The following is a 19437-nucleotide window of genomic DNA, read 5'->3' as shown; positions in this document are numbered from 1 at the left end:
AATGAACGGAAGGGTGACCCCCGTCACAGGGCTGGGGCATAGTCGCCGGGACCGTTCAAGGCGGTGTGCGAGCCGCACACAGTACAGCGCCGGGACAGTTGGACGGCAGAACAGAAGGAGGCAGCACCGTGGCTGCGGACACCACGCCGCCCGCATCCGGGCGTACGGAACCGGATGGGACGAAGCCGAAGAAGGAAAGGATTCACTACCTCTACCTCGCCGTCATCGGCGCGGTGGCGCTCGGCATCCTCGTGGGCTTCGTGGCCCCCGATACGGCGGTGGAGCTCAAGCCCATCGGCGAAGGCTTCGTCAACCTCATCAAGATGCTGATCTCGCCGATCATCTTCTGCACGATCGTGCTCGGCGTCGGCTCGGTGCGCAAGGCGGCGAAGGTCGGCGCGGTCGGCGGTCTGGCGCTCGGCTACTTCATGGTGATGTCGACCGTGGCCCTCGCCATCGGCCTGGTCGTCGGCAACTTCCTCGAGCCCGGCAGCGGCCTCCACATGAGCCATGACGCGGCCCAGGCCGGACAGAGCCAGGCCGAGGGCGCCTCCGAGTCGACGGCGGACTTCCTGCTCGGGATCATCCCGAAGACGCTGATCTCCGCCTTCACCGAGGGCGAGGTGCTGCAGACCCTGTTCGTGGCCCTCCTCGCGGGCTTCGCCCTGCAAGCGATGGGCAAGGCGGGCCAGCCGGTGCTGCGCGGCATAGGCCACATACAGCAGCTCGTCTTCAAGCTGCTGTCGATGGTCATGTGGGCCGCCCCGGTCGGCGCCTTCGGCGCGATCGCCGCCGTGGTCGGCGAGACCGGTCTGGACGCGCTCAAGGCGCTCGCGGTCATCATGATCGGCTTCTATGTGACCTGCGCCCTCTTCGTGTTCCTCGTCCTCGGGACGATCCTGCGGCTGGTCGCGGGCGTGAACATCCTCCTGCTGCTGAAGTACCTGGCGCGGGAGTTCCTGCTGATCCTGTCGACGTCCTCCTCGGAGTCGGCGCTGCCGCTGCTGATCGCGAAGATGGAGCACGCGGGCGTCAGCAAGCCGGTCGCCGGTATCACGGTCCCCACGGGCTACTCCTTCAACCTGGACGGCACCGCCATCTACCTGACGATGGCCTCGCTGTTCATCGCCCAGGCCATGGGCGACCCGCTCTCCATAGGCCAGCAGATATCCCTCCTCGTCTTCATGATCGTCGCGTCGAAGGGCGCCGCCGGTGTCACCGGCGCGGGCATGGCGACGCTGGCGGGCGGTCTCCAGTCGCACCGGCCCGAACTCGTGGACGGCGTCGGCCTGATTGTCGGCATCGACCGCTTCATGAGCGAGGCCCGCGCCCTCACCAACTTCGCGGGCAACGCGGTCGCGACCGTCCTGGTCGGCACCTGGACCAAGGAGATCGACAAGGAGCGGATGAACGAAGTCCTCGCCGGACGGCTGCCGTTCGACGCGGAGGCCTTCGCCCGCGACGGTGGCGGCCACGGCCCGGCCGAGGACGACTCCGAGACGGCCGAGGGCAAGTCCCTCCCCGAGCGGCGTGACGGTGACACGGCGAAGGAGCACGTGCCCGCCTGACACCCCACGCGCAACGCGGCCCTGCCCTCCTGAATCGGGGCAGGGCCGTGCGCGTTTCACGGCGCTGGAAGGCGAATGGCGCCCCGCGTCTTCCCCCCGTTGGAAGACGCGAGACGCCGGCATTGGCCGGGCCGCCGATGGGCCCTTGGCGGGCCGCGGCTGGTCCTCGGCTGATCTTCGGCGCCGAAGGCGAGCTCCCTGCCGGGTGTCCGGTGGAGCCGCACAGCGGTGCTTTCCCCTCCCCGCCCCTTCCCTCAACTGGGGCTCCGCCCCAGCCCCCGCTCCTCAATCGCCGGAGGGGCTGGAAGGCGGGGCTTCGCCCCAGACCCTGCTCCTCAATCGCCGGAGGGGCTGGGCGGCGGGGCTTCGCCCCAGACCCCGCTCCTCAAGCGCCGGAGGGGCTGGACACCCTGCTCCTCAAGCGCCGGAGGGGCTGGACGGTGGGGCTTCGCCCCAGACCCCGGGGTCCAGGGGCGGAGCCCCTGGTAGCGGGAAGGGGCGGGGAGGGGAACAGCCCGCCGCAGGCGTCACGATCCACCGGACACCCCCTACCGTTCGCCGTCCGGCGCGCGGCGCAGCTGCTCCGGGAGGGCCGTCCACTCGGGGCCCTCGCGCAGTGGCTTGACCCAGGCGATGTTCCCGCCGGTGTCCACGTAGGCGACCCGGCCCATGGCCTCGCGTTCGAGGTCGTAGACGAGTTCGCCGATCCGTGGTGTGCTCCGTGTTCCTCCTGCGGTGGTCATGAGCCGCCTCCTCGGCACCTCACTGCCATACCGTCCCCCGTTCATCGTCGGAAGAGGGCCCGGAGACCGGAGAGTTCCGGTCCGGCCGCCGCCGCCAGCGGTGACCGGGGAGAGCTTCTGGTGCCCGTGGGACCCTCGAACACTCGTAGGGTGCTACGAGCCGCTGATATACCGCTGATGCCTCGCTGACCCGAACCCGTGGGTAGGCTTCGAAGTGGTCACAGTGAAATCTCTGGTACCAACGGGGGCAATGTGTGGATGGGACCGAGTTTCGCCTGTTGGGACCGGTCGGAATATGGCAGAGCGAGCGTCCGCAGGGGCCGACCGCCGCACAGCAGCGGTCCGTTCTGGCGATGCTGCTGATGGCCTCCGGCCGCGTGGTGTCCGTTGACAGGCTGGTGTTGGCAGTATGGGGCGAGGATCCGCCGGGGTCCGCGCGAAACGCCGTACAGGTACAGATTTCCAAGCTGCGGCGGATCCTGTCCGCCCTGCCCGGGGCCGAGTTGACGACATCGGCGAAGGGCTACTCCCTGACCGTCGCGCGTGAGCAGGTCGATCTGCACCGGTTCCGCGATCTGGTGCGGGCCGCGCGGGAGGCTCCCAAGGACGCCGGGGCCACCGGGGAGCCCGAGGCCGCCGTGGCCGCCGAGGACCGGGCCGGGGAACTGCTGCGCGCCGCACTGCAGTTGTGGCGCGGGCCCGCGCTGGCGGATGTCGCGGGCGGCTGGCTGCCCGAGACCCTGGGCGCCGGTCTGGAGGAGGAGCGGCGTGCGGCGGTCGAGGAGTGCGCCGCGATCGATCTGCGCTCCGGACGCCACCACGAGGCCGCCGCGGAGCTGTCCGCCCTGGTGGCCGAACACCCCCTGCGGGAGCGCTCGGTGGCGCTGCTGATGGAGGCGCTACGGCGCTGTGGCAGGCGGGCCGACGCCCTCGCGCTGTTCCGCTCCACCCGCCGGAGGTACGTGGAGGAGCTGGGCATCGAGCCCGGCGACGAGCTGCAGCGGCTCCACCGGCAGGCGCTCGAGGACAGCCGGGAGGGCAGGGACGGCCACGACGGCCGCGACGGTCGGGACGGCAGGGACGGCAGGGACGGCCGGTCCGGGGACCCCTCCGGGTCGTCCGGCGCCTACGGGAGCGCTCCCGTGCCGCCGACGCCGCCCGACGCGGCACCCGCCCCCGCCCCCGCCCCGGCACCCGCCCCCGCACCCGCGCCCGCCCCGGAGGGCATCCCGCTCGCCGACGAGGCCCCCGAGCTCGCCGCCGACCCCGCCGCCGAGCCCTCGGGCATGCCCGTCACCGCCCCCGACCAGATCACCGTCGTCACCGCCGTACCCCAGCAACTCCCCTCCGACGTAGCCCACTTCACCGGCCGTGAGCGCGAACTGGCCGGGCTGGACGCCCTGCTGCCCGCGGGCACGGGCACGGGCGGGGGCGGGGGCGGCGGACGGCCGCCCACCGCCGCGAGGATCACCGTGATCGCGGGCAGCGGCGGCCTCGGCAAGACGACCCTCGCGGTGCACTGGGCCCACCGCGTCCGCGACCGGTTCCCCGACGGCCAGCTCTATGTGAATCTGCGCGGCTTCGGCCCCACCGACTCGGCCATGAGCGTCGCCGAGGCCGTACGGGGCTTCCTGGACGCCTTCCAGGTGCCCGCCCACCGGATCCCCGCGACCATCGAGGCGCAGACCGCGCTGTACCGGAGCCTGCTGGCCGACCGCCGGATGCTGATCTTGCTCGACAACGCCCGGGACGCCGAGCAGGTGCGGCCGCTGCTGCCCGGTTCCCCCGGCTGTCTGGTGGTGCTGACCAGCCGTAACGAGCTCACCAGCCTGGTCGTCGCCGAGCAGGCCCAACCGCTGCCGCTGGATCTGCTCGACCGCGACGAGGCGCGCGAACTGCTGATCAGCCGGGTGGGCGCCGAGCGGGTGGCCGCCGAGCCCGAGGCCGTGGAGGAGGTCATCACGGTGTGCGCCGGGCTGCCGCTCGCGCTCGCCATCGTGGCCGCCCGCGCCGCCACCCACCCCCGCTTCGGCCTGGAGGCGCTCGCCGGGGAGCTGCGCGACGCCCGCGGCAGCCTCGACGCGTTCGAGGGCGGGGACGCCACCACCGACGTCCGGGCCGTCTTCTCCTGGTCGTACCACACCCTGGGCGCCGACGCCGCCCGGCTGTTCCGGCTGCTGGGCGTCCACCCGGGCCCCGACATCGCGGCCCCCGCGGCCGCCAGCCTGGTGGGGATCCCGGTGCCGCAGGCCCGCCGGCTGCTGATCCAGCTGACCCGGGCGCATCTGATCACCGAGCGCGCCCCCGGGCAGTACGGCTTCCACGATCTGCTGCGCGCCTACGCCATGGAGCTCACCCAGGCGTACGACGCGCGGGAGGAGCGCCGCACCGCGCTGCACCGGATGCTCGACCACTATCTGCACACCGCCGTCGCCGCCGGGAGGGCCTTCACCCCGCACCGGGAGCCGATCGCGGTCGAGCCGGTCCGGCCCGGCGTCAGCGTCGGCGAGTTCGCGGGGCACGGCCAGGCGCTGCTCTGGTTCATCGTCACCTGTCCGGCATTGATGGCGGCCCTTCAGGAGGCCGCCGAGGCCGGATTCGAGACCCACGCCTGGCAACTGGCCTGGTCGCTGATGGAGTTCCTGGACCAGCGCGGCCACTGGCACGATCAGCGCACCGTGCACCGGACCGCCCTGGGCTCGGCCCATCGCATCCGCAGCCTCACCGGTCAGGCCCACGCCTGCTACGGCCTGGGCCTCGCCGATCTGCGGATGGGACGCTACGACCGGGCCCGCGGCCAGCTGGTGCGCGCCCTGAACCTGCACCGCGAGACCGGCAACGCCGTCGGGCAGGCCCTGGCCCATGGCGCGCTCAACTTCGCCGGCGAGCGGGACGGCCGCCATGACGAGGGGCTGCACCACGCACTGCGCGCCCTGAAGCTGTACCGGGCGGCGGGCCACCGCAGCGGCGAGGCGTACGCGCTGAACAACGTCGGCTGGGCGTACGCCATGCTGGGCGACTTCCAGCAGACCCTCGTCCACTGCGAGAAGGCGCTGAACATGATGCGGGAGGCGGGGGACCGGCGCGGGGAGTCCGCGGCCTGGGACAGCCTCGGCTACGCCTATCAGCACATCGGCGACCACCAGCAGGCCATCAGCTGCTTCCGGCACGCGGTGGACCTGCGGCGCGGCCGGGGCGAGCGGGTCCGGGAGGCCGAGTCGCTGCACCGGCTGGGCAGCGCCCAGCTCGCCGCCGGGGACCGGGCCGGGGCCCGCCGCAGCTGGCAGCAGGCCCTGACCCGGTTCGACTCCCTCGGCCACCCCGACGCCCACCGGGTCCGGGACGGCCTCACCGGGCTCGGCGGGTCCGACGGCTGACGGAACGTAAGGAGCGGGCGTACGGCTCAGGCGGGCCGCAGCCAGATCGTTCCCAGTGGCGGCAGCACCGGCAGGATCGAGGCCGGACGGCCGTGCCACCCCGTGGGCTCGGCCTTCAGCGGCTCGGCGTTGACCACGCCACCGCCGCCGTAGCGCCGGTCGTCGGTGTTCAGCACCTCGCGCCACACCGGCACCGCCTCCGGCGTCCCGACGCGGTACTCATGCCGGACCACCGGGGAGAAGTTGCTGATGGCCAGCAGCGGGGAGCCGTCGGCGTCGTAGCGGAGGAAGGCGAAGACGTTGTCCTCGCGGGCGTCGCCCTCGATCCAGGAGAAGCCTTCGGGGTCGGTGTCCCGCTGCCACAGCGCGGGCGTGGCCGTGTACGCCTGGTTGAGGTCGCGGACCAGATCGCGGACGCCCCGGTGGTCGGGCTCGGCGGAGTACGACGGGTCCAGCAGCCACCAGTCGGGGCCGTGCGCCTCCGACCATTCGGCGCCCTGCGCGAACTCCTGCCCCATGAACAGCAGTTGCTTGCCCGGGTGGGCCCACATGAAGCCGAGGTAGGCGCGGTGGGTGGCGCGCCGCTGCCACCAGTCACCGGGCATCTTCGACACCAGGGCCCGTTTGCCGTGCACCACCTCGTCGTGCGAGATCGGCAGCACATAGTTCTCGCTGTACGCGTACACCATCGAGAACGTCATCTCGTGGTGGTGATAGGCGCGGTGCACCGGCTCGTGCCCGAGATAGGCCAGCGAGTCGTGCATCCACCCCATGTTCCACTTCAGCCCGAAGCCGAGGCCGCCGAAGCCGCTGGGGCCCACATGGTGGGTGGCGCGGGTGACCCCGTCCCACGCGGTGGACTCCTCGGCGATGGTGACCACGCCGGGGCAGCGGCGGTAGACGGTCGCGTTCATCTCCTGGAGGAAGGCGACCGCGTCCAGGTTCTCGCGGCCGCCGTGCGCGTTGGGCGTCCACTGGCCGGGCTCGCGGGAGTAGTCGAGGTAGAGCATGGAGGCGACGGCGTCCACGCGCAGACCGTCGATATGGAACTCCTCGCACCAGTACACCGCGTTCGCCACCAGGAAGTTGCGCACCTCCGTACGGCCGTAGTCGAACTCCAGCGTGCCCCAGTCGGGGTGCGCGGCCCGCAGCGGATCGGCGGGCTCGTACAGCGGACGGCCGTCGAACTCCGCCAGCGCCCAGGCGTCCTTGGGGAAGTGCGCGGGCACCCAGTCCACGATGACCCCGATGCCCGCCCGGTGCAGCGCGTCCACCAGGTACTTGAAGTCGTCGGGGGTGCCGAGGCGGGCCGTGGGCGCGTAGAAGCCGGTCACCTGGTAGCCCCAGGAACCGCCGAAGGGGTGCTCGGCCACCGGCATCAGCTCGACATGGGTGAAGCCCAGGTCCTTGACGTACGCCGGGAGCTGCTCGGCGAGCTGCCGGTAGGTCAGCCCCGGCCGCCAGGACGCCAGATGCACCTCGTAGACGGAGAACGGCAGTTCATGGACGCGCCCGCCCTCGCGCCGCGCCATCCACGCGTCATCGCCCCACTCGTGGTGCGAGGCGTGGACGACAGAAGCGGTGGCGGGCGGGCACTCGGTGCGCCGCGCCATCGGGTCGGCGCGCAGCGAGTGGCCGCCGTCGGGCCGGGCGATCTCGAACTTGTAGCGCGCGCCCTCGCCGACGCCGGGCAGGAACAGCTCCCACACGCCGCTGCCGCCGAGCGAGCGCATCGGCAGCGCGGTGCCGTCCCAGTAGGTGAAGTCGCCGGTCAGCCGCACCCCGAGGGCATTGGGCGCCCATACGGTGAAGCGGGTGCCGGCCACGCCCTGGTGGGTCATCGGCCGCGCGCCGAGCGCCCGCCACAGCTCCTCGTGGCGGCCCTCGCCGACGAGGTGCAGATCGAGCTCGCCGATGGCGGGCAGGAAGCGGTACGGGTCGTGCAGCTCGAGCTCGGCGTCCTCGTACGCCACCAGCAGCCGGTAGTCCGGGATCTCCCGCAGCGGCAGCACCCCGGAGAACAGCCCGTCCCCCTCGGCCCGCAGCCGCGCGCGCAGCCCGGCGGCGGCGACGGTCACCGACCGGGCGTACGGGCGCAGGGCCCGGAACAGCACCCCGCCGCGCACCGGGTGGGCGCCGAGCACCGCGTGCGGATCGTGATGCGCCCCGGCCAGCAGCCGCCGCCGGTCCTCGTCCGCCGGCGGGGGCGCGGCCCGTACCCCCCGCTCGTCCTCCACCGCGTCGTCGGGGCCCGCGCCACCCCCGGCCACGGGCCGCCCGGCAACCCGCGACGGCCCGCCCACGCCGCCGTCCTCCTCCTGCCGCCCCTCGTGTCGCTCTTCGTCCGCGCGCGGCGCCCGGGGCACGGGCGGTGAGCCGTAGGACACCCGGGCCCCGGAGCTGGGGTGCGCGGGCGGATGGGCGCGGCCGGAGCGGAACGTCGCCGGGACCGCCGGGCCGGTTGGGGCGCCGGTGGCGGCGGGCGCGTGGCCCGGTCCCTCGTCGGACGGGTACTGGCCGGACGGCGGTCGTGCGGTCACGGGGTGGTCCTCCCGGGGGTGTCGGAGGTGTCGGAGGGAACGGCGGGCAAGGGGCCGGGCCGGGGCGGACCGCCCCGGCCCGGCCCGGGATCAGGCGCGGGTGGCGGCCAGGCGGTGGATCGCGGTCATCGGGACGGACAGCCAGTCGGGGCGGTGCCGCGCCTCGTAGAGCACCTCGTAGACGGCCTTGTCGGTCTCATGGGCGCGCAGCAGCTCCGGTTCGTCGCGCGGATCGGTGCCGGACGCCTCCGCGTAGCCCGCGCAGTACGCGGCGCGGGTGCGGCCCGCCCACTCCTGCGGGCGCTCATGGCGGCCCACGGCCGCCGCGTAGTCGAAGGACCGCAGCATGCCCGCGATGTCGCGCACCGGCGGCTGCGGGCGGCGCCGCTCCGCCAGTGGACGGGACGGCTCGCCCTCGAAGTCGATGAGCGACCACCGCCCGCCCACTCCGCCGCCGTCCCCGGTCAGCAGCGCCTGCCCCAGGTGCAGATCGCCGTGGATGCGCTGGGCCGCCCAGGTGCGGCCCGCGCGCCCCAGCGCGGCCAGATCCTCGTACGCGCCGTGCAGCGCGGTGCGGTACGGCTGGAGGGCGGGCACCGCGGCGGCGGCCGAGTCGAGCCGCTCGCTCATCGCGGCGGCGAGGTGCTCGATCTGCGGGCGGCGCAGCACGGAGGTGGGCAGCGCGCGGGCCATCGCCAGATGGACCTCGGCGGTGGCGTGCCCCAGCGCACGGGCGGCGTCGGTGAAGTCACCGTCGGCGGCCAGGGCGTCCAGCGCCAGCTGCCAGCCGTCCCGGGAACCGGCCAGGAAGGGCTGGAGCACCCCCAGCGTGAAGGGCTCCGGCCGTGGCCCGGCACCCTCGGCCGGGGGCTCGGCCTCGAACCAGGCGGCGGGCGCTGGCACCCGGACGCAGCCGGTGCGGGCGAGCGCGAGGGGGAGTTCCAGGTCCGGGTTGGTGCCGGGGCTGACCCGCCGGAAGAGCTTGAGAATAAACGTATCGCCGTACACCACCGAGGAGTTGGACTGCTCGGCGGTCATCACCCGGGGCGCGAGCGCGGAGGGGATCGCGCTGGACGGCTCCCGTACGAAGCGCAGCGGGCCGAGCCGTCCGGGCATCCGCAGCCGCTCCAGCAGCAGCGTGGTGAGCCGGGGGTCGGCCAGCGCCTCGTACACCGTCTGCCCGTCCAGCGGACCGCCGCTGGGCCGGCCGATGAGCGCGGGGGCGAGCGGCGGCGGCAGGGCGGGGCGCGCCCCGAGCAGCAGCTGGTAGCAGTCGCTGGCCGCCGCCCCGCGCCGGTGGCCGCAGCCGAAACCGTGCCGGTGGCCGGGCGGCTCCGGCTGCTCGGCGCGGATCAGCAGATGGAGCAGCCCGGGGGTGCCGCCGCTCGCCCGCCACGGCAGCAGCTCGGTCGCGGAGACCAGCGCGAAGCCGGTGACGGGACGGCCCTTGCCCGCGAACCAGCGCTGCCGGGGCAGCCACTCGGTGAGCAGCGGCGCGAGCGAGGTGAGCAGCCCGGGCGGGCCCGCGGCCGCGGCGGTGCGGGCCGCGGCCGGTGGGGGCTGGTCCCGCGGTACGGCGGTCGGCGGGTGATGTGCCCCCCGGGAGAGCGGAGCTTCCGGCATGGCGTCGCGTCCTTTCCCCGGGCACACGACAGATCAGGGCAAAGTGTCCCGGATTGCGGCATTGACTGTGCGACGGTGCGGGACGTGTCGGGCGAGGATCGTCCGTACGGCGAGCCCGGTGAACGCCATCGGGCCCGCCGGTGACGGTGTGAGTACAGAGTGCCCATGACGGGGGGTCGAAAACGCCCGTACGCGCCCGAGATGGACGCGTACGGATGAGCGAGCACCGGAGCGGGTGCCGGGCCCCGGCCGAAACCGGACGCCGGAGCGTGGCGCCTGCGGCGGGCCGTTCCCCTCCCCGCCCCTTCCCGACACCTGACGATTTGCGGCTCCGCCGCGTGGGGGGCATCGACCCCAGCCCCCGAGGTCGGGGGCGGAGCCCCTGTGCCCCGACCTGCCGTCGACCGTCTGCGGCGCCATCGTGGCTGGTCGCGCAGTTCCCCGCGCCCCTTCGGGGCGCCTGCCGCGCCCCCGGGGTCCAGGTGCGGCCATCCCGGGGCCCAAGGGCGGAGCCCCCCGCCATCCCGGGGTCCAGGGGCGGAGCCCCTGGTATCGGGAAGGGGCGGGGAGGGGAAAGCATCGGCGGCCCGGTACCCGCGTCGGCTCAGTCCGCCCAGCGCCCCGCCGTTTCGCCGCGTCGCAGCCGGAACCAGTAGAAGCCGTGCCCGGCCAGGGTGAGCAGGTACGGCAGCTCGCCGATGGCCGGGAAGCGGACCCCGCCGATCAGCTCGACCGGATGGCGGCCGGCGAAGGACTGCAGGTCCAGCTCGGTGGGCTGAGCGAAGCGCGAGAAGTTGTTCACGCACAGCACCAGGTCGTCCTCGCCGTCCCGGGTCCTCGGGGCCTCGCGCAGGAACGCGAGGACGGCCGGGTTGGAGGACGGCAGCTCGGTGAAGGAGCCGAGCCCGAAGGCGGGGTTCTGCTTGCGGATCTCGATCATCCGGCGGGTCCAGTGCAGCAGCGAGGACGGGCTGCTCATGGCCGCCTCGACATTGGTGACCTGATACCCGTAGACCGGGTCCATGATGGTCGGCAGGAACAGCCGCCCCGGATCGCAGGAGGAGAAGCCCGCGTTCCGGTCGGGGGTCCACTGCATGGGGGTGCGCACGGCGTCGCGGTCGCCGAGCCAGATGTTGTCGCCCATGCCGATCTCGTCGCCGTAGTAGAGGATCGGCGAGCCGGGCAGGGACAGCAGCAGCGCGGTGAACAGCTCGATCTGGTTGCGGTCGTTGTCCAGCAGGGGCGCCAGTCGTCTGCGGATCCCGATGTTGGCGCGCATTCTCGGATCCTTGGCGTACTCCGCGTACATGTAGTCGCGCTCTTCGTCGGTGACCATCTCCAGCGTCAGCTCGTCGTGGTTGCGCAGGAAGATGCCCCACTGGCAGCCGGAGGGGATGGCGGGGGTCTTGGCGAGGATCTCCGAGACCGGATAGCGGGACTCGCGCCGCACCGCCATGAAGATGCGCGGCATCACCGGGAAGTGGAAGGCCATATGGCATTCGTCGCCGCCCGCCGAGAAGTCGCCGAAGTAGTCGACGACGTCCTCCGGCCACTGATTGGCCTCGGCCAGCAGCACGGTGTCCGGATAGTGGGCGTCGATCTCGGCCCGGACGCGCCTGAGCATCTCATGCGTCCGGGGCAGGTTCTCGCAGTCGGTGCCCTCCTCGGCGTACAGATATGGGACGGCGTCGAGCCGGAATCCGTCGATGCCCAGGTCCAGCCAGAAGCGCAGGGCGGCCAGTACCTCCTCCTGGACGGCGGGGTTCTCGAAGTTGAGGTCCGGCTGGTGCGAGAAGAAGCGGTGCCAGTAGTACTGCTTACGTACCGGATCAAAGGTCCAGTTGGACGCCTCGGTGTCGACGAAGATGATCCGCGCGTCCTGGTACTGCTTGTCGTCGTCGGCCCAGACGTAGTAGTCGCCGTACGGTCCGTCCGGGTCGCCGCGGGACTCCTGGAACCACGGATGCTGATCACTCGTGTGGTTCATGACAAAGTCAATGATCACGCGCATCCCGCGCTGATGAGCGGCGTCGACGAACTCCACGAAGTCCGCGAGATCCCCGAACTCCGGCAGCACGGCGGTGTAGTCCGAGACGTCGTAGCCGCCGTCGCGCAGCGGTGAGGCGAAGAACGGCGGCAGCCACAGGCAGTCCACGCCCAGCCACTGCAGATAGTCCAGCTTGGCCGTCAGGCCCTTGAGGTCGCCGACGCCGTCGCCGTTGCTGTCCTGGAAGGAGCGGACCAGGACCTCGTAGAAGACCGCGCGCTTGAACCAGTCGGGATCGCGGTCGCCCGCGGGCGTGTCCTCGAATGTGTCCGGTACGGGCTCGTTGACGATCATGTTGTGGGTGACCCTCCGATCGGTGAGGACGGTCGCAGGGACAGCACATGCGCCGGAGCCATATCCCGCCCGGGCTCCAGGCGCACATAGTTGTCCCTGCCCCAGTGATAGGTCTCGCCGGTGAGCTCGTCGCGCACCGGGACGGACTCATGCCACTCGAGGCCGAGTTCCGGCATGTTCAACGAGACCGTCGCCTCCTGGGTGTGGTGAGGGTCGAGGTTGACGACCGTGACCACACACGAGTCGTCCGCGCGCTTGGAGTAGACGATGACGGAATCGTTGTCGGCGTGGTGGAATCTGAGGTTGCGCAGCCGGCGCAGGGCGGGATGGCGGCGGCGCACCCGGTTCAGCCGGGCGAGCAGCGGGGTGATCGTTCTTCCCTCGCGCTCGGCCGCCGCCCAGTCGCGCGGCCGCAGCTGGTACTTCTCCGAGTCCAGGTACTCCTCGCCGCCCTGCCGCACCGGGGTGCCCTCGCACAGCTCGTAGCCCGCGTAGACGCCCCAGGCGGGGGAGAGGGTGGCGGCGAGCACGGCCCGCACCTCGAACGCGGGGCGGCCGCCCTCCTGGAGGTAGGCGTGCAGGATGTCGGGGGTGTTGACGAAGAAGTTGGGCCGCATCCAGGCGGCCGCGTCCCCCGACAGCTCGGTGAGGTAGTCGGTGAGCTCCTGCTTGGTGTTCCGCCAGGTGAAGTACGTGTACGACTGGTGGAAGCCGACCGCGCCGAGGGCGTTCAGCATCGCCGGGCGGGTGAACGCCTCGGAGAGGAAGAGGACATCGGGGTCGCTGCGGTGGATGTCGCCGAGCACCTTCTCCCAGAAGACCACCGGCTTGGTGTGCGGATTGTCCACCCGGAAGATCCGCACCCCGTGCGCCATCCAGAAGCGCAGCACCCGCTCGGTCTCCCGGACCAGGCCGTGGAAGTCCCGGTCGAAGGCGAGCGGATAGATGTCCTGGTACTTCTTGGGCGGGTTCTCGGCGTACGCGATGGTGCCGTCGGCGCGCTGGTGGAACCACTCGGGGTGCTGGGAGACCCAGGGGTGGTCCGGGGAGCACTGGAGCGCGAAGTCCAGCGCGACCTCCATGCGCAGCTCCCGGGCGCGCGCCACGAAGTGGTCGAAGTCCTCGAGGGTGCCGAGGTCGGGGTGGACCGCGTCATGGCCGCCGTCGGCCGAGCCGATGGCCCAGGGCGAGCCCACGTCGAAGGGGCCCGCGGAGAGCGTGTTGTTGGGGCCCTTGCGGAAGGCGGTGCCGATGGGGTGGATGGGCGGCAGATAGACCACGTCGAAGCCCGCGGCGGCGATCGCGGGCAGCCGCTCGGCGGCGGTGCGCAGGGTGCCGCTGACCGGCCGCCGCCCCTCGGACACCTTGGCGCCCTCAGAGCGCGGGAAGAGCTCGTACCAGGAGCCGAACAGCGCGCGCTCCCGGTCCACCTGGAGCGGCATGGGGCGCGAGGTGGCGACCAACTCCCGCAGCGGGTGGCGGTCGAGGGCCGCGGTCACATCGGGCGCGAGGGCGGCGGCGAGCCGGTCGGCCACCGGGCGGCGCTCGTCGCGCAGTCCGTCGACGGCCGCCAGCACCGCCTCCCGGCCGTCGTTCTTGGGCACTCCGGCCGCGGCCCGCTCATGCAGCCGGGCCCCCTCCTCCAGGACGAGATCGGTGTCGATCCCGGCCGGGATCTTGATGCGGGCGTGATGGCGCCAGGTGGCGATCGGATCGCTCCACGCCTCGACCGTGTACGTCCAGCGGCCGGGCGCGCCGGGGGTGACCTCGGCGCCCCAGCGGTCGGTGCCGGGGGCGAGTTCACGCATCGGGGTCCAGGGGCCGGAGCGTCCGGACGGATCCCGGAGGACCACATTGGCGTTGACCGCGTCATGGCCCTCCCGGAACACGGTGGCACTGACCTCGAAGGTCTCGTCCACCACCGCCTTGGCGGGGCGGCGGCCGCAGTCGATCAGCGGGCGGATATCCAGAATGGGAATGCGACCGATCATAGGATCACCTGACGGCAGTGCGGATGGAGACGCGGGGGCGGCTTTTGTCCTTTGTATCGGTTTTGCCGCCGGGCGTTGGGTTGCGGGCATGACAGCTCCTGTCCGCGTTCACTCTGGTGGGCGGATGGGGTCGGCCATGGGGGGCGCGCGTGGAAAGCCTTCCCCAGTGGAATGGGGAGACAATCCGGGTTCCCGTTAACTACCGGTTCGTAACGCCGGGTATACGAATCGGCCCCGCCCGTAGGCGGGGCCGTCCACTCGACGCGTTCCGCGTTTACGTCAGTTGGCCACCCGCAGCAGACGGTTGGGCGAACCCGGGCCCGCGCCGCGCACCCGGCCCTTGCTCGCCCCGGCCGTCAGCGCGGCCCCGACCCGGGCCGGAGTCGCGAAGCGATGGCCGGCGAGATACAGCGCGGCGGCGCCCGCGACATGCGGGGCCGCCATCGAGGTGCCCGACAGCGTCCTGGCCGCCGTATCGCTCGCGTCGGACGCCGAGACGATCCGGTCGCCGGGCGCGAACAGGTCAATTCCCGGGCCCCAGTTGGAGAAGCCCGAACGCCGGTCGGCGCGGTCGGTCGCGCCCACCGTGAGTGCCCCCGGCACCCGGCCCGGCGAGAACGAGGCCGCGGGCCGGTCCTGGTTGCCCGCCGCCACGGTGAAGACCAGACCGGCGGCGATCCCCGCCCGCACCGCCGCGTCCCATTCGGGCAGCGGGGTGGCGGACGCCGAGCCCAGGCTCAGATTGACCACCGCGGGCCGCCTGGCGTGTCGCAGCACCCAGTCCATTCCGGCCAGCACCTGCGCGATGGTGCCCTCGCCCCGGTCGTCCAGCACCCGGACGGCCACGATCGCGGCCTCCTTCGCCACCCCGTAGCGGGTGCCCGCCGCGGTGGCGGCCACATGGGTGCCATGGCCGTTGCCGTCCTCGGCCACCGGATCGTCGTCCACGAAGTCCCAGCCGGAGCGGGCCCGGCCGCCGAAGTCCTCATGGGAGGTGCGGACCCCGGAGTCGATCACATAGATCGTGGTGCCGCGCCCGCCGCCGCGGGGCGCGGTGTACGCCCCGTCCAGCCGCCGGTCCGGCTGGTCGATCCGGTCCAGCCCCCACGGCGGCCGCGCCCGGCCGCGCGGCGGGGCCGGTAACCGCGCCCGGGACCAGCGCAGGGACACCCGCTCGTCCCGGGTCACCGAGGCGATGCGCGGATCGGCCGCCAGCCGCCCGGCCTGCGCCGCGTTCGCCCGTACCGCATAGCCGTTGAGCGCGGTGCGGTAGACCCGCCGCACCCGCGCCCCGTACCGCTCGATCAGCGCCCGGCCCGCCCCGGACGCCGCCACGGGTGCTCCCGGGCCCCGCTTGAGGGCGACGATATAGCCGTGGGTCCCCGCCCCGCCCGTGGCCTGGGCCCCCTGCGCGGGAACGGTCTGAGCGGGCGACAAGACCACCAGGACCACCGCGACGACGGCGGCCGGCGCCGCCACCCTCCGACGGGGCGCCACCCTCCGGCGGGGCGCCACCCTCCGGCGGGGCGCCACCCTCCGACGGGGGCCTGCGGATGCGCATGCCATGGAACGATCCCCTCCCCAACTCGACGGCGCAAGCCTGACGTGGGACGAAAGATCCCGACAAGGGCGCATCAGGGGGCGTAAAACGCGACGGTCTCCCTCGACAGCAGCCGCAGCGCCGCCCCCGACGGCGACCCCGGCTCCGCCCCGTACATCAGCAGCGCCTGGCCACCCGAGTCCGGCAGCCGGGTCATCTCGAAGTCCAGCTCCAGCGGCCCCACCAGCGGGTGGTGGAAGGACTTGGTGCCGAAGGCGCACCGGCGCACCGGGTGGCGCGACCACAGCGCCGCGAACTCCCCGCTCTTCATGGTCAGTTCGCCGACCAGCTCCGCGAGCCGCCGGTCGTCGGGGTGCGCCCCGGCCACCACCCGCAGTGAGGAGACCGCGCGCCGCGCCTCGCCCTGCCAGTCCGGATACAGCTCACGGGTGTGCGGATCGAGGAACAGCATCCGCTGGGTATTGGGCCGGTCGTCGGGGTGCTCGGGCGCGTCGGCGGGCAGATGTCCGGCGATCAGGGCGTGCCCCAGCGGATTCCACGCCAGGACGTCGAAGCGCAGGCCGAGGACGACGGCCGGTACGCCGTCCATCGCGGCGAGCAGCCGCCGGGTCGCGGGGCGCGCGGACTCGGCGCGCCGCGCGGGGCGGCGCCCGGCGCGCGGGCCAGGTTGCCAAGGTGCGCCCGCTCGTCCTGGCTGAGCCGCAGCGCGCGGGCGAGCGCGTCCAGCACCCCGTCCGAGGCGCCGGTGGACTGGCCCTGCTCCAGCCGGGTGTAGTACGCCGCGCTCACCCCGGCCAGCTGCGCCAGCTCCTCGCGGCGCAGCCCCGGGACCCGGCGCCGGGTCCCGTACGCGACCAGGCCGACGTCCTCGGGGCGCAGCCCGGCGCGGCGGGTGCGCAGAAAACTCCCCAGCTCGGCAGTGTCCATAGCCACCAGTGTCCGGCACGGGCGCGCGCCGTGCCTGTCCCTGTGAGGGTCAGGCACGGCGCCGGGTCATCCGGACGTCACTTGTAGGTGATGTCGGAGGTGCTGTACTTGCAGTAGGTGCCGTCGGGGCCGCTGCCGTTCTTGCTCGGCTCGGCGCCGGTGTTGTTCCCGATGTACTTCTGGCACGGGACGATCTTCTTGCTGCTGTCGCCGACGATCGTGATCCCGCGCAGGGTCAGCGAGTCGCCGTAGTTGGTGTTGATCCCGCCGATGACCTTGCCGGGGGCGGTGATCTCGGAGTTGCTCACATTGATCGTGCGCTTGTACTGCGAGGAGCAGTTGCCGCAGGAGCGGACGAAGGTCGAGAAGTCCTGGCCGGCGAAGCCCGAGATGTTGAGCGTGCCGCCGCCGTTGAACTGGAAGATCTTGTCCGCGGCCTTACGGGCGCCGCCACCGATGACGTTGAACGTCTTGCCGGTGCCGCGGAAGGTGGCGGCGTCCTCGCCGACGTCCTCCCACCAGACGTTCTGCAGGGTGCAGCTGCCCTCGCAGTGGACGCCGTCGGCGGCCGGGGCGCCGAGGATGACGTTCTTCAGGGTGGCGCCGTCCTTCAGCTCGAACAGCGGGCCCTGGTCCTCGTCCTGGTTGTCACTGCCGAGGTCGCCGGAGCCGTAGTAGCGCTTCATACCGCCGTCGGTGGTCCCGCTGACGCTGATGGTCTTGGAGACCGCCTGCGGGGTCCCGCTGGGCGTGGGCCAGGTGGCGGCGGAGGCGGTGGGCAGGGTCAGCCCGGTGGTGATCGCGCCCGCGGTGAGGGCGACGGCGCCCAGGGCCCCGGCCATCGCCCGGTACCTGGTGCGTTGTTCAGCCATGTCGGATCTCCTTCTCAGTGGGGGGTTTCACGGGGTGGTGATGGCCGGCCGCGGCGGGGTCGCCATCTTGTCGCCGATGAAGAAGCTGGGGTGCGGGGGCTGGTTGTAGGCGGTGTTCTGCCAGGCCAGCGCCTCGCGGTACTGCCGGTCGTGGAGCAGCGTGGTGATCTTCCGGTCGGTCTCGTACGGCGTGGAGTAGATCCGCAGCGCCTTGTTGTCGCCGGTCGGCCAGACCACCTCCTCGCGCCAGTCGCCGAGGATGTCGCCGGACAGCGACGGGGTGGCCTTGGTGCCGTTGTTGGAGTGCACCCCGGAGCCGGTGAGCAGCCGGGTGTCACCGGAGGTGCCGTACTTGTCGATATGGGTGCCGTCCAGCAGCTCGCGCACCGGATCGCCGTCCCACCAGGCCAGGAAGTTGGTCGAGGAGGGTTTGCGGCCCTTGGCGCCGCCGCCCTCGTCGCGGATCTGGTCGTCCCGCGCGGACCACATCTCGGCGCCGTCGTTGCCCGCCCAGATGTCGCCGGCCACGCCGCGCCCGTTGTCGCCGCCGGACGCGGTGGACCACAGCACCTGGCCGGTGCGGGCGTCGGCGAAGTACGAGCCCGGTTTCGAGGAGTCCTCGTCGACCTTGAAGTACTCCAGGCCCGGCCGCGACGGGTCGAGGTCGCCGAGGTGAGCGGCGTCGCCGTGGCCGTATCTGTTCGTCCACAGCCCCGAGCCGTTGTCGTCCACGGCCATCGAGCCGTAGACGATCTCGTCCCTGCCGTCGCCGTCCACATCGCCGGTGGCCAGTGCGTGGTTGCCCTGGCCGTCGTAGCCCTTGCCGGTGTTGGTGGAGCTGTTGGTGTCGAACGTCCACTGGCGGGTGAGCTGGCCTCCGCTGAACCTCCAGGCGGAGATCACGGTGCGGGTGTAGTAGCCGCGCGCCTCGATCAGTGAGGGGGTGGAGCCGTTGAGATACGCCGTCCCGGCCAGGAAGCGGTCCACGCGGTTGCCGTAGGAGTCGCCCCAGGAGGAGACGGTGCCGCGCGGCGGGACGTAGTCCACCGTGCTCATCGCGGCGCCCGTACGGCCGTTGAACATCGTCAGATATTCGGGTCCGCTGAGCACATAGCCGCTGGAGTCGCGGTAGTCGGCGGATGCGCTGCCGATCGTCTTACCGGCGCCGTCGACCGTGCCGTCCGCGGTCTTCATCGCGATCTCGGCCTGGCCGTCGCCGTCGTAGTCGTACACCTGGAACTGGGTGTAGTGGGCGCCGGAGCGGATGTTGCGGCCCAGGTCGATCCGCCACAGCCGCTGCCCCTGGAGGGTGTAGCCGTCGACGATGGTGTTGCCGGTGACGCCCGACTGGGAGTTGTCCTTGGCGTTGGTCGGCTGCCACTTCAGGACGAAGTCCAGGTCGCCGTCGCCGTCGAGGTCGCCCACGGAGGCGTCATTGGCCTCGTAGGTGTAGTCCGACCCGCCCGCCGGGGGTGAGATCGGCACATCGTAGTACCCCGGGCGGAACTGGATCGCGCTCGGCGAGGCGGGCTGCTCCGCCCCGCCCACGATGGCCCGCACGGTGTAGTCGGCGCTGTTCGGGGCGTCCTTGTGGAGGTAGTTGGTGGTTGTGATGGGGGAGGAGTTGACCTTGACGCCGCCCCGGTAGAGGTTGAACGTCACACCGTCCGGGTCGGTGGCCAGCCAGCGCCAGCTGACCAGGTTGTCATTGCCGGTGTGCACGCTCACCAGCCCCCGGTCCAGCTTCTCGAGCTGGGCCGCGGCGGCCGCCTTCGGCGCGGGCCCCTTGCCCTCGGCGGCCTCCGAGACGCTCACCAGCGAGGTGACGGTCAGCGCGCCCGCCGCGCAGACGGCGGCCAGCATCCGGCCCCTGCGTGGGGTGGATCTGGGCGGA

10 protein-coding genes and 1 pseudogene are annotated in these 19437 nt (G+C 72.5%); 2 read left to right on the top strand and 9 right to left on the bottom strand.

From position 1 onward, the window contains the following. The first annotated feature begins 128 nt into the window (after positions 1-128). The gene (locus JK364_RS13835) at positions 129-1568 is read left to right on the top strand and encodes a cation:dicarboxylate symporter family transporter (RefSeq protein ID WP_201851140.1); all 1440 of its coding nucleotides are present in this window, start codon (positions 129-131) and stop codon (positions 1566-1568) included. A gap of 548 nt (positions 1569-2116) precedes the next feature. On the opposite strand, the gene JK364_RS13830 is transcribed toward JK364_RS13835, so the two are convergent. After that, positions 2117-2311 (bottom strand): hypothetical protein, encoded by a 195-nt coding sequence (locus JK364_RS13830; protein WP_020868332.1) that lies wholly within the window; start codon positions 2309-2311, stop codon positions 2117-2119. Between the two features lie 278 nt (positions 2312-2589). On the opposite strand from JK364_RS13830, the gene JK364_RS13825 reads away from it, so the two are divergent. Beyond that, a complete protein-coding gene (locus tag JK364_RS13825; protein WP_230991889.1) occupies positions 2590-5688 on the top strand; it encodes an AfsR/SARP family transcriptional regulator in 3099 nt (1032 codons plus the stop codon). Between the two features lie 26 nt (positions 5689-5714). On the opposite strand, the gene glgB is transcribed toward JK364_RS13825, so the two are convergent. The 8 genes and pseudogenes from glgB to JK364_RS13785 form a co-directional block, all read right to left on the bottom strand. After that, positions 5715-7958 carry a 1,4-alpha-glucan branching enzyme gene (glgB, locus tag JK364_RS13820; protein ID WP_372461948.1) on the bottom strand — a complete coding sequence of 748 codons (2244 nt, stop codon included), beginning with the start codon at positions 7956-7958 and terminating at the stop codon, positions 5715-5717. 360 nt (positions 7959-8318) lie between these two features. Continuing rightward, entirely contained in the window at positions 8319-9851 is a 1533-nt protein-coding gene (locus JK364_RS13815; protein WP_201851137.1) for a maltokinase N-terminal cap-like domain-containing protein, read from the bottom strand. 604 nt (positions 9852-10455) lie between these two features. Beyond that, positions 10456-12192 carry a maltose alpha-D-glucosyltransferase gene (gene treS, locus JK364_RS13810; protein ID WP_201851135.1) on the bottom strand — a complete coding sequence of 579 codons (1737 nt, stop codon included), beginning with the start codon at positions 12190-12192 and terminating at the stop codon, positions 10456-10458. Next, complete coding sequence (locus tag JK364_RS13805; RefSeq protein WP_201851133.1) at positions 12189-14183, bottom strand: alpha-1,4-glucan--maltose-1-phosphate maltosyltransferase; 1995 nt, start codon at positions 14181-14183, stop codon at positions 12189-12191. Before JK364_RS13805 ends, treS begins: the two co-directional genes overlap by 4 nt. Positions 14184-14462: 279 nt before the next feature. Then, positions 14463-15749: a S8 family peptidase gene (locus tag JK364_RS13800; RefSeq protein ID WP_372461945.1), complete on the bottom strand. Its 1287-nt coding sequence runs from the start codon at positions 15747-15749 to the stop codon at positions 14463-14465. Positions 15750-15817: 68 nt separating this feature from the next. Then, positions 15818-16671: pseudogene (locus JK364_RS13795) on the bottom strand (helix-turn-helix transcriptional regulator). 77 nt (positions 16672-16748) lie between these two features. Then, the gene (locus JK364_RS13790) at positions 16749-17543 is read right to left on the bottom strand and encodes a pectate lyase (RefSeq protein ID WP_201851130.1); all 795 of its coding nucleotides are present in this window, start codon (positions 17541-17543) and stop codon (positions 16749-16751) included. A 27-nt stretch (positions 17544-17570) separates the two neighbouring features. After that, positions 17571-19406, bottom strand: a complete 1836-nt coding sequence (locus JK364_RS13785; RefSeq protein WP_230991888.1) for a rhamnogalacturonan lyase — start codon at positions 19404-19406, stop codon at positions 17571-17573. Positions 19407-19437: the final 31 nt, after the last annotated feature.

The organism is Streptomyces endocoffeicus (assembly GCF_016741935.1).
In the GTDB taxonomy this organism is placed as follows: domain Bacteria; phylum Actinomycetota; class Actinomycetes; order Streptomycetales; family Streptomycetaceae; genus Streptomyces; species Streptomyces endocoffeicus.
The sequence above is the reverse complement of the archived record's forward strand: the minus strand, read 5'-3'. Positions and strand labels throughout refer to the sequence as shown.

What these genes read in the sequence shown, in the direction of transcription:
- JK364_RS13830 (WP_020868332.1), bottom strand. Translation starts at nt 2,311, where the DNA reads ATGACCACCGCAGGAGGAACACGGAGCACACCACGGATCGGCGAACTC.
- treS (WP_201851135.1), bottom strand. Translation starts at nt 12,192, where the DNA reads ATGATCGTCAACGAGCCCGTACCGGACACATTCGAGGACACGCCCGCG.
- JK364_RS13800 (WP_372461945.1), bottom strand. Translation starts at nt 15,749, where the DNA reads ATGGCATGCGCATCCGCAGGCCCCCGTCGGAGGGTGGCGCCCCGCCGG.
- JK364_RS13815 (WP_201851137.1), bottom strand. Translation starts at nt 9,851, where the DNA reads ATGCCGGAAGCTCCGCTCTCCCGGGGGGCACATCACCCGCCGACCGCC.
- JK364_RS13790 (WP_201851130.1), bottom strand. Translation starts at nt 17,543, where the DNA reads ATGGCTGAACAACGCACCAGGTACCGGGCGATGGCCGGGGCCCTGGGC.
- JK364_RS13785 (WP_230991888.1), bottom strand. Translation starts at nt 19,406, where the DNA reads ATGCTGGCCGCCGTCTGCGCGGCGGGCGCGCTGACCGTCACCTCGCTG.
- JK364_RS13805 (WP_201851133.1), bottom strand. Translation starts at nt 14,183, where the DNA reads ATGATCGGTCGCATTCCCATTCTGGATATCCGCCCGCTGATCGACTGC.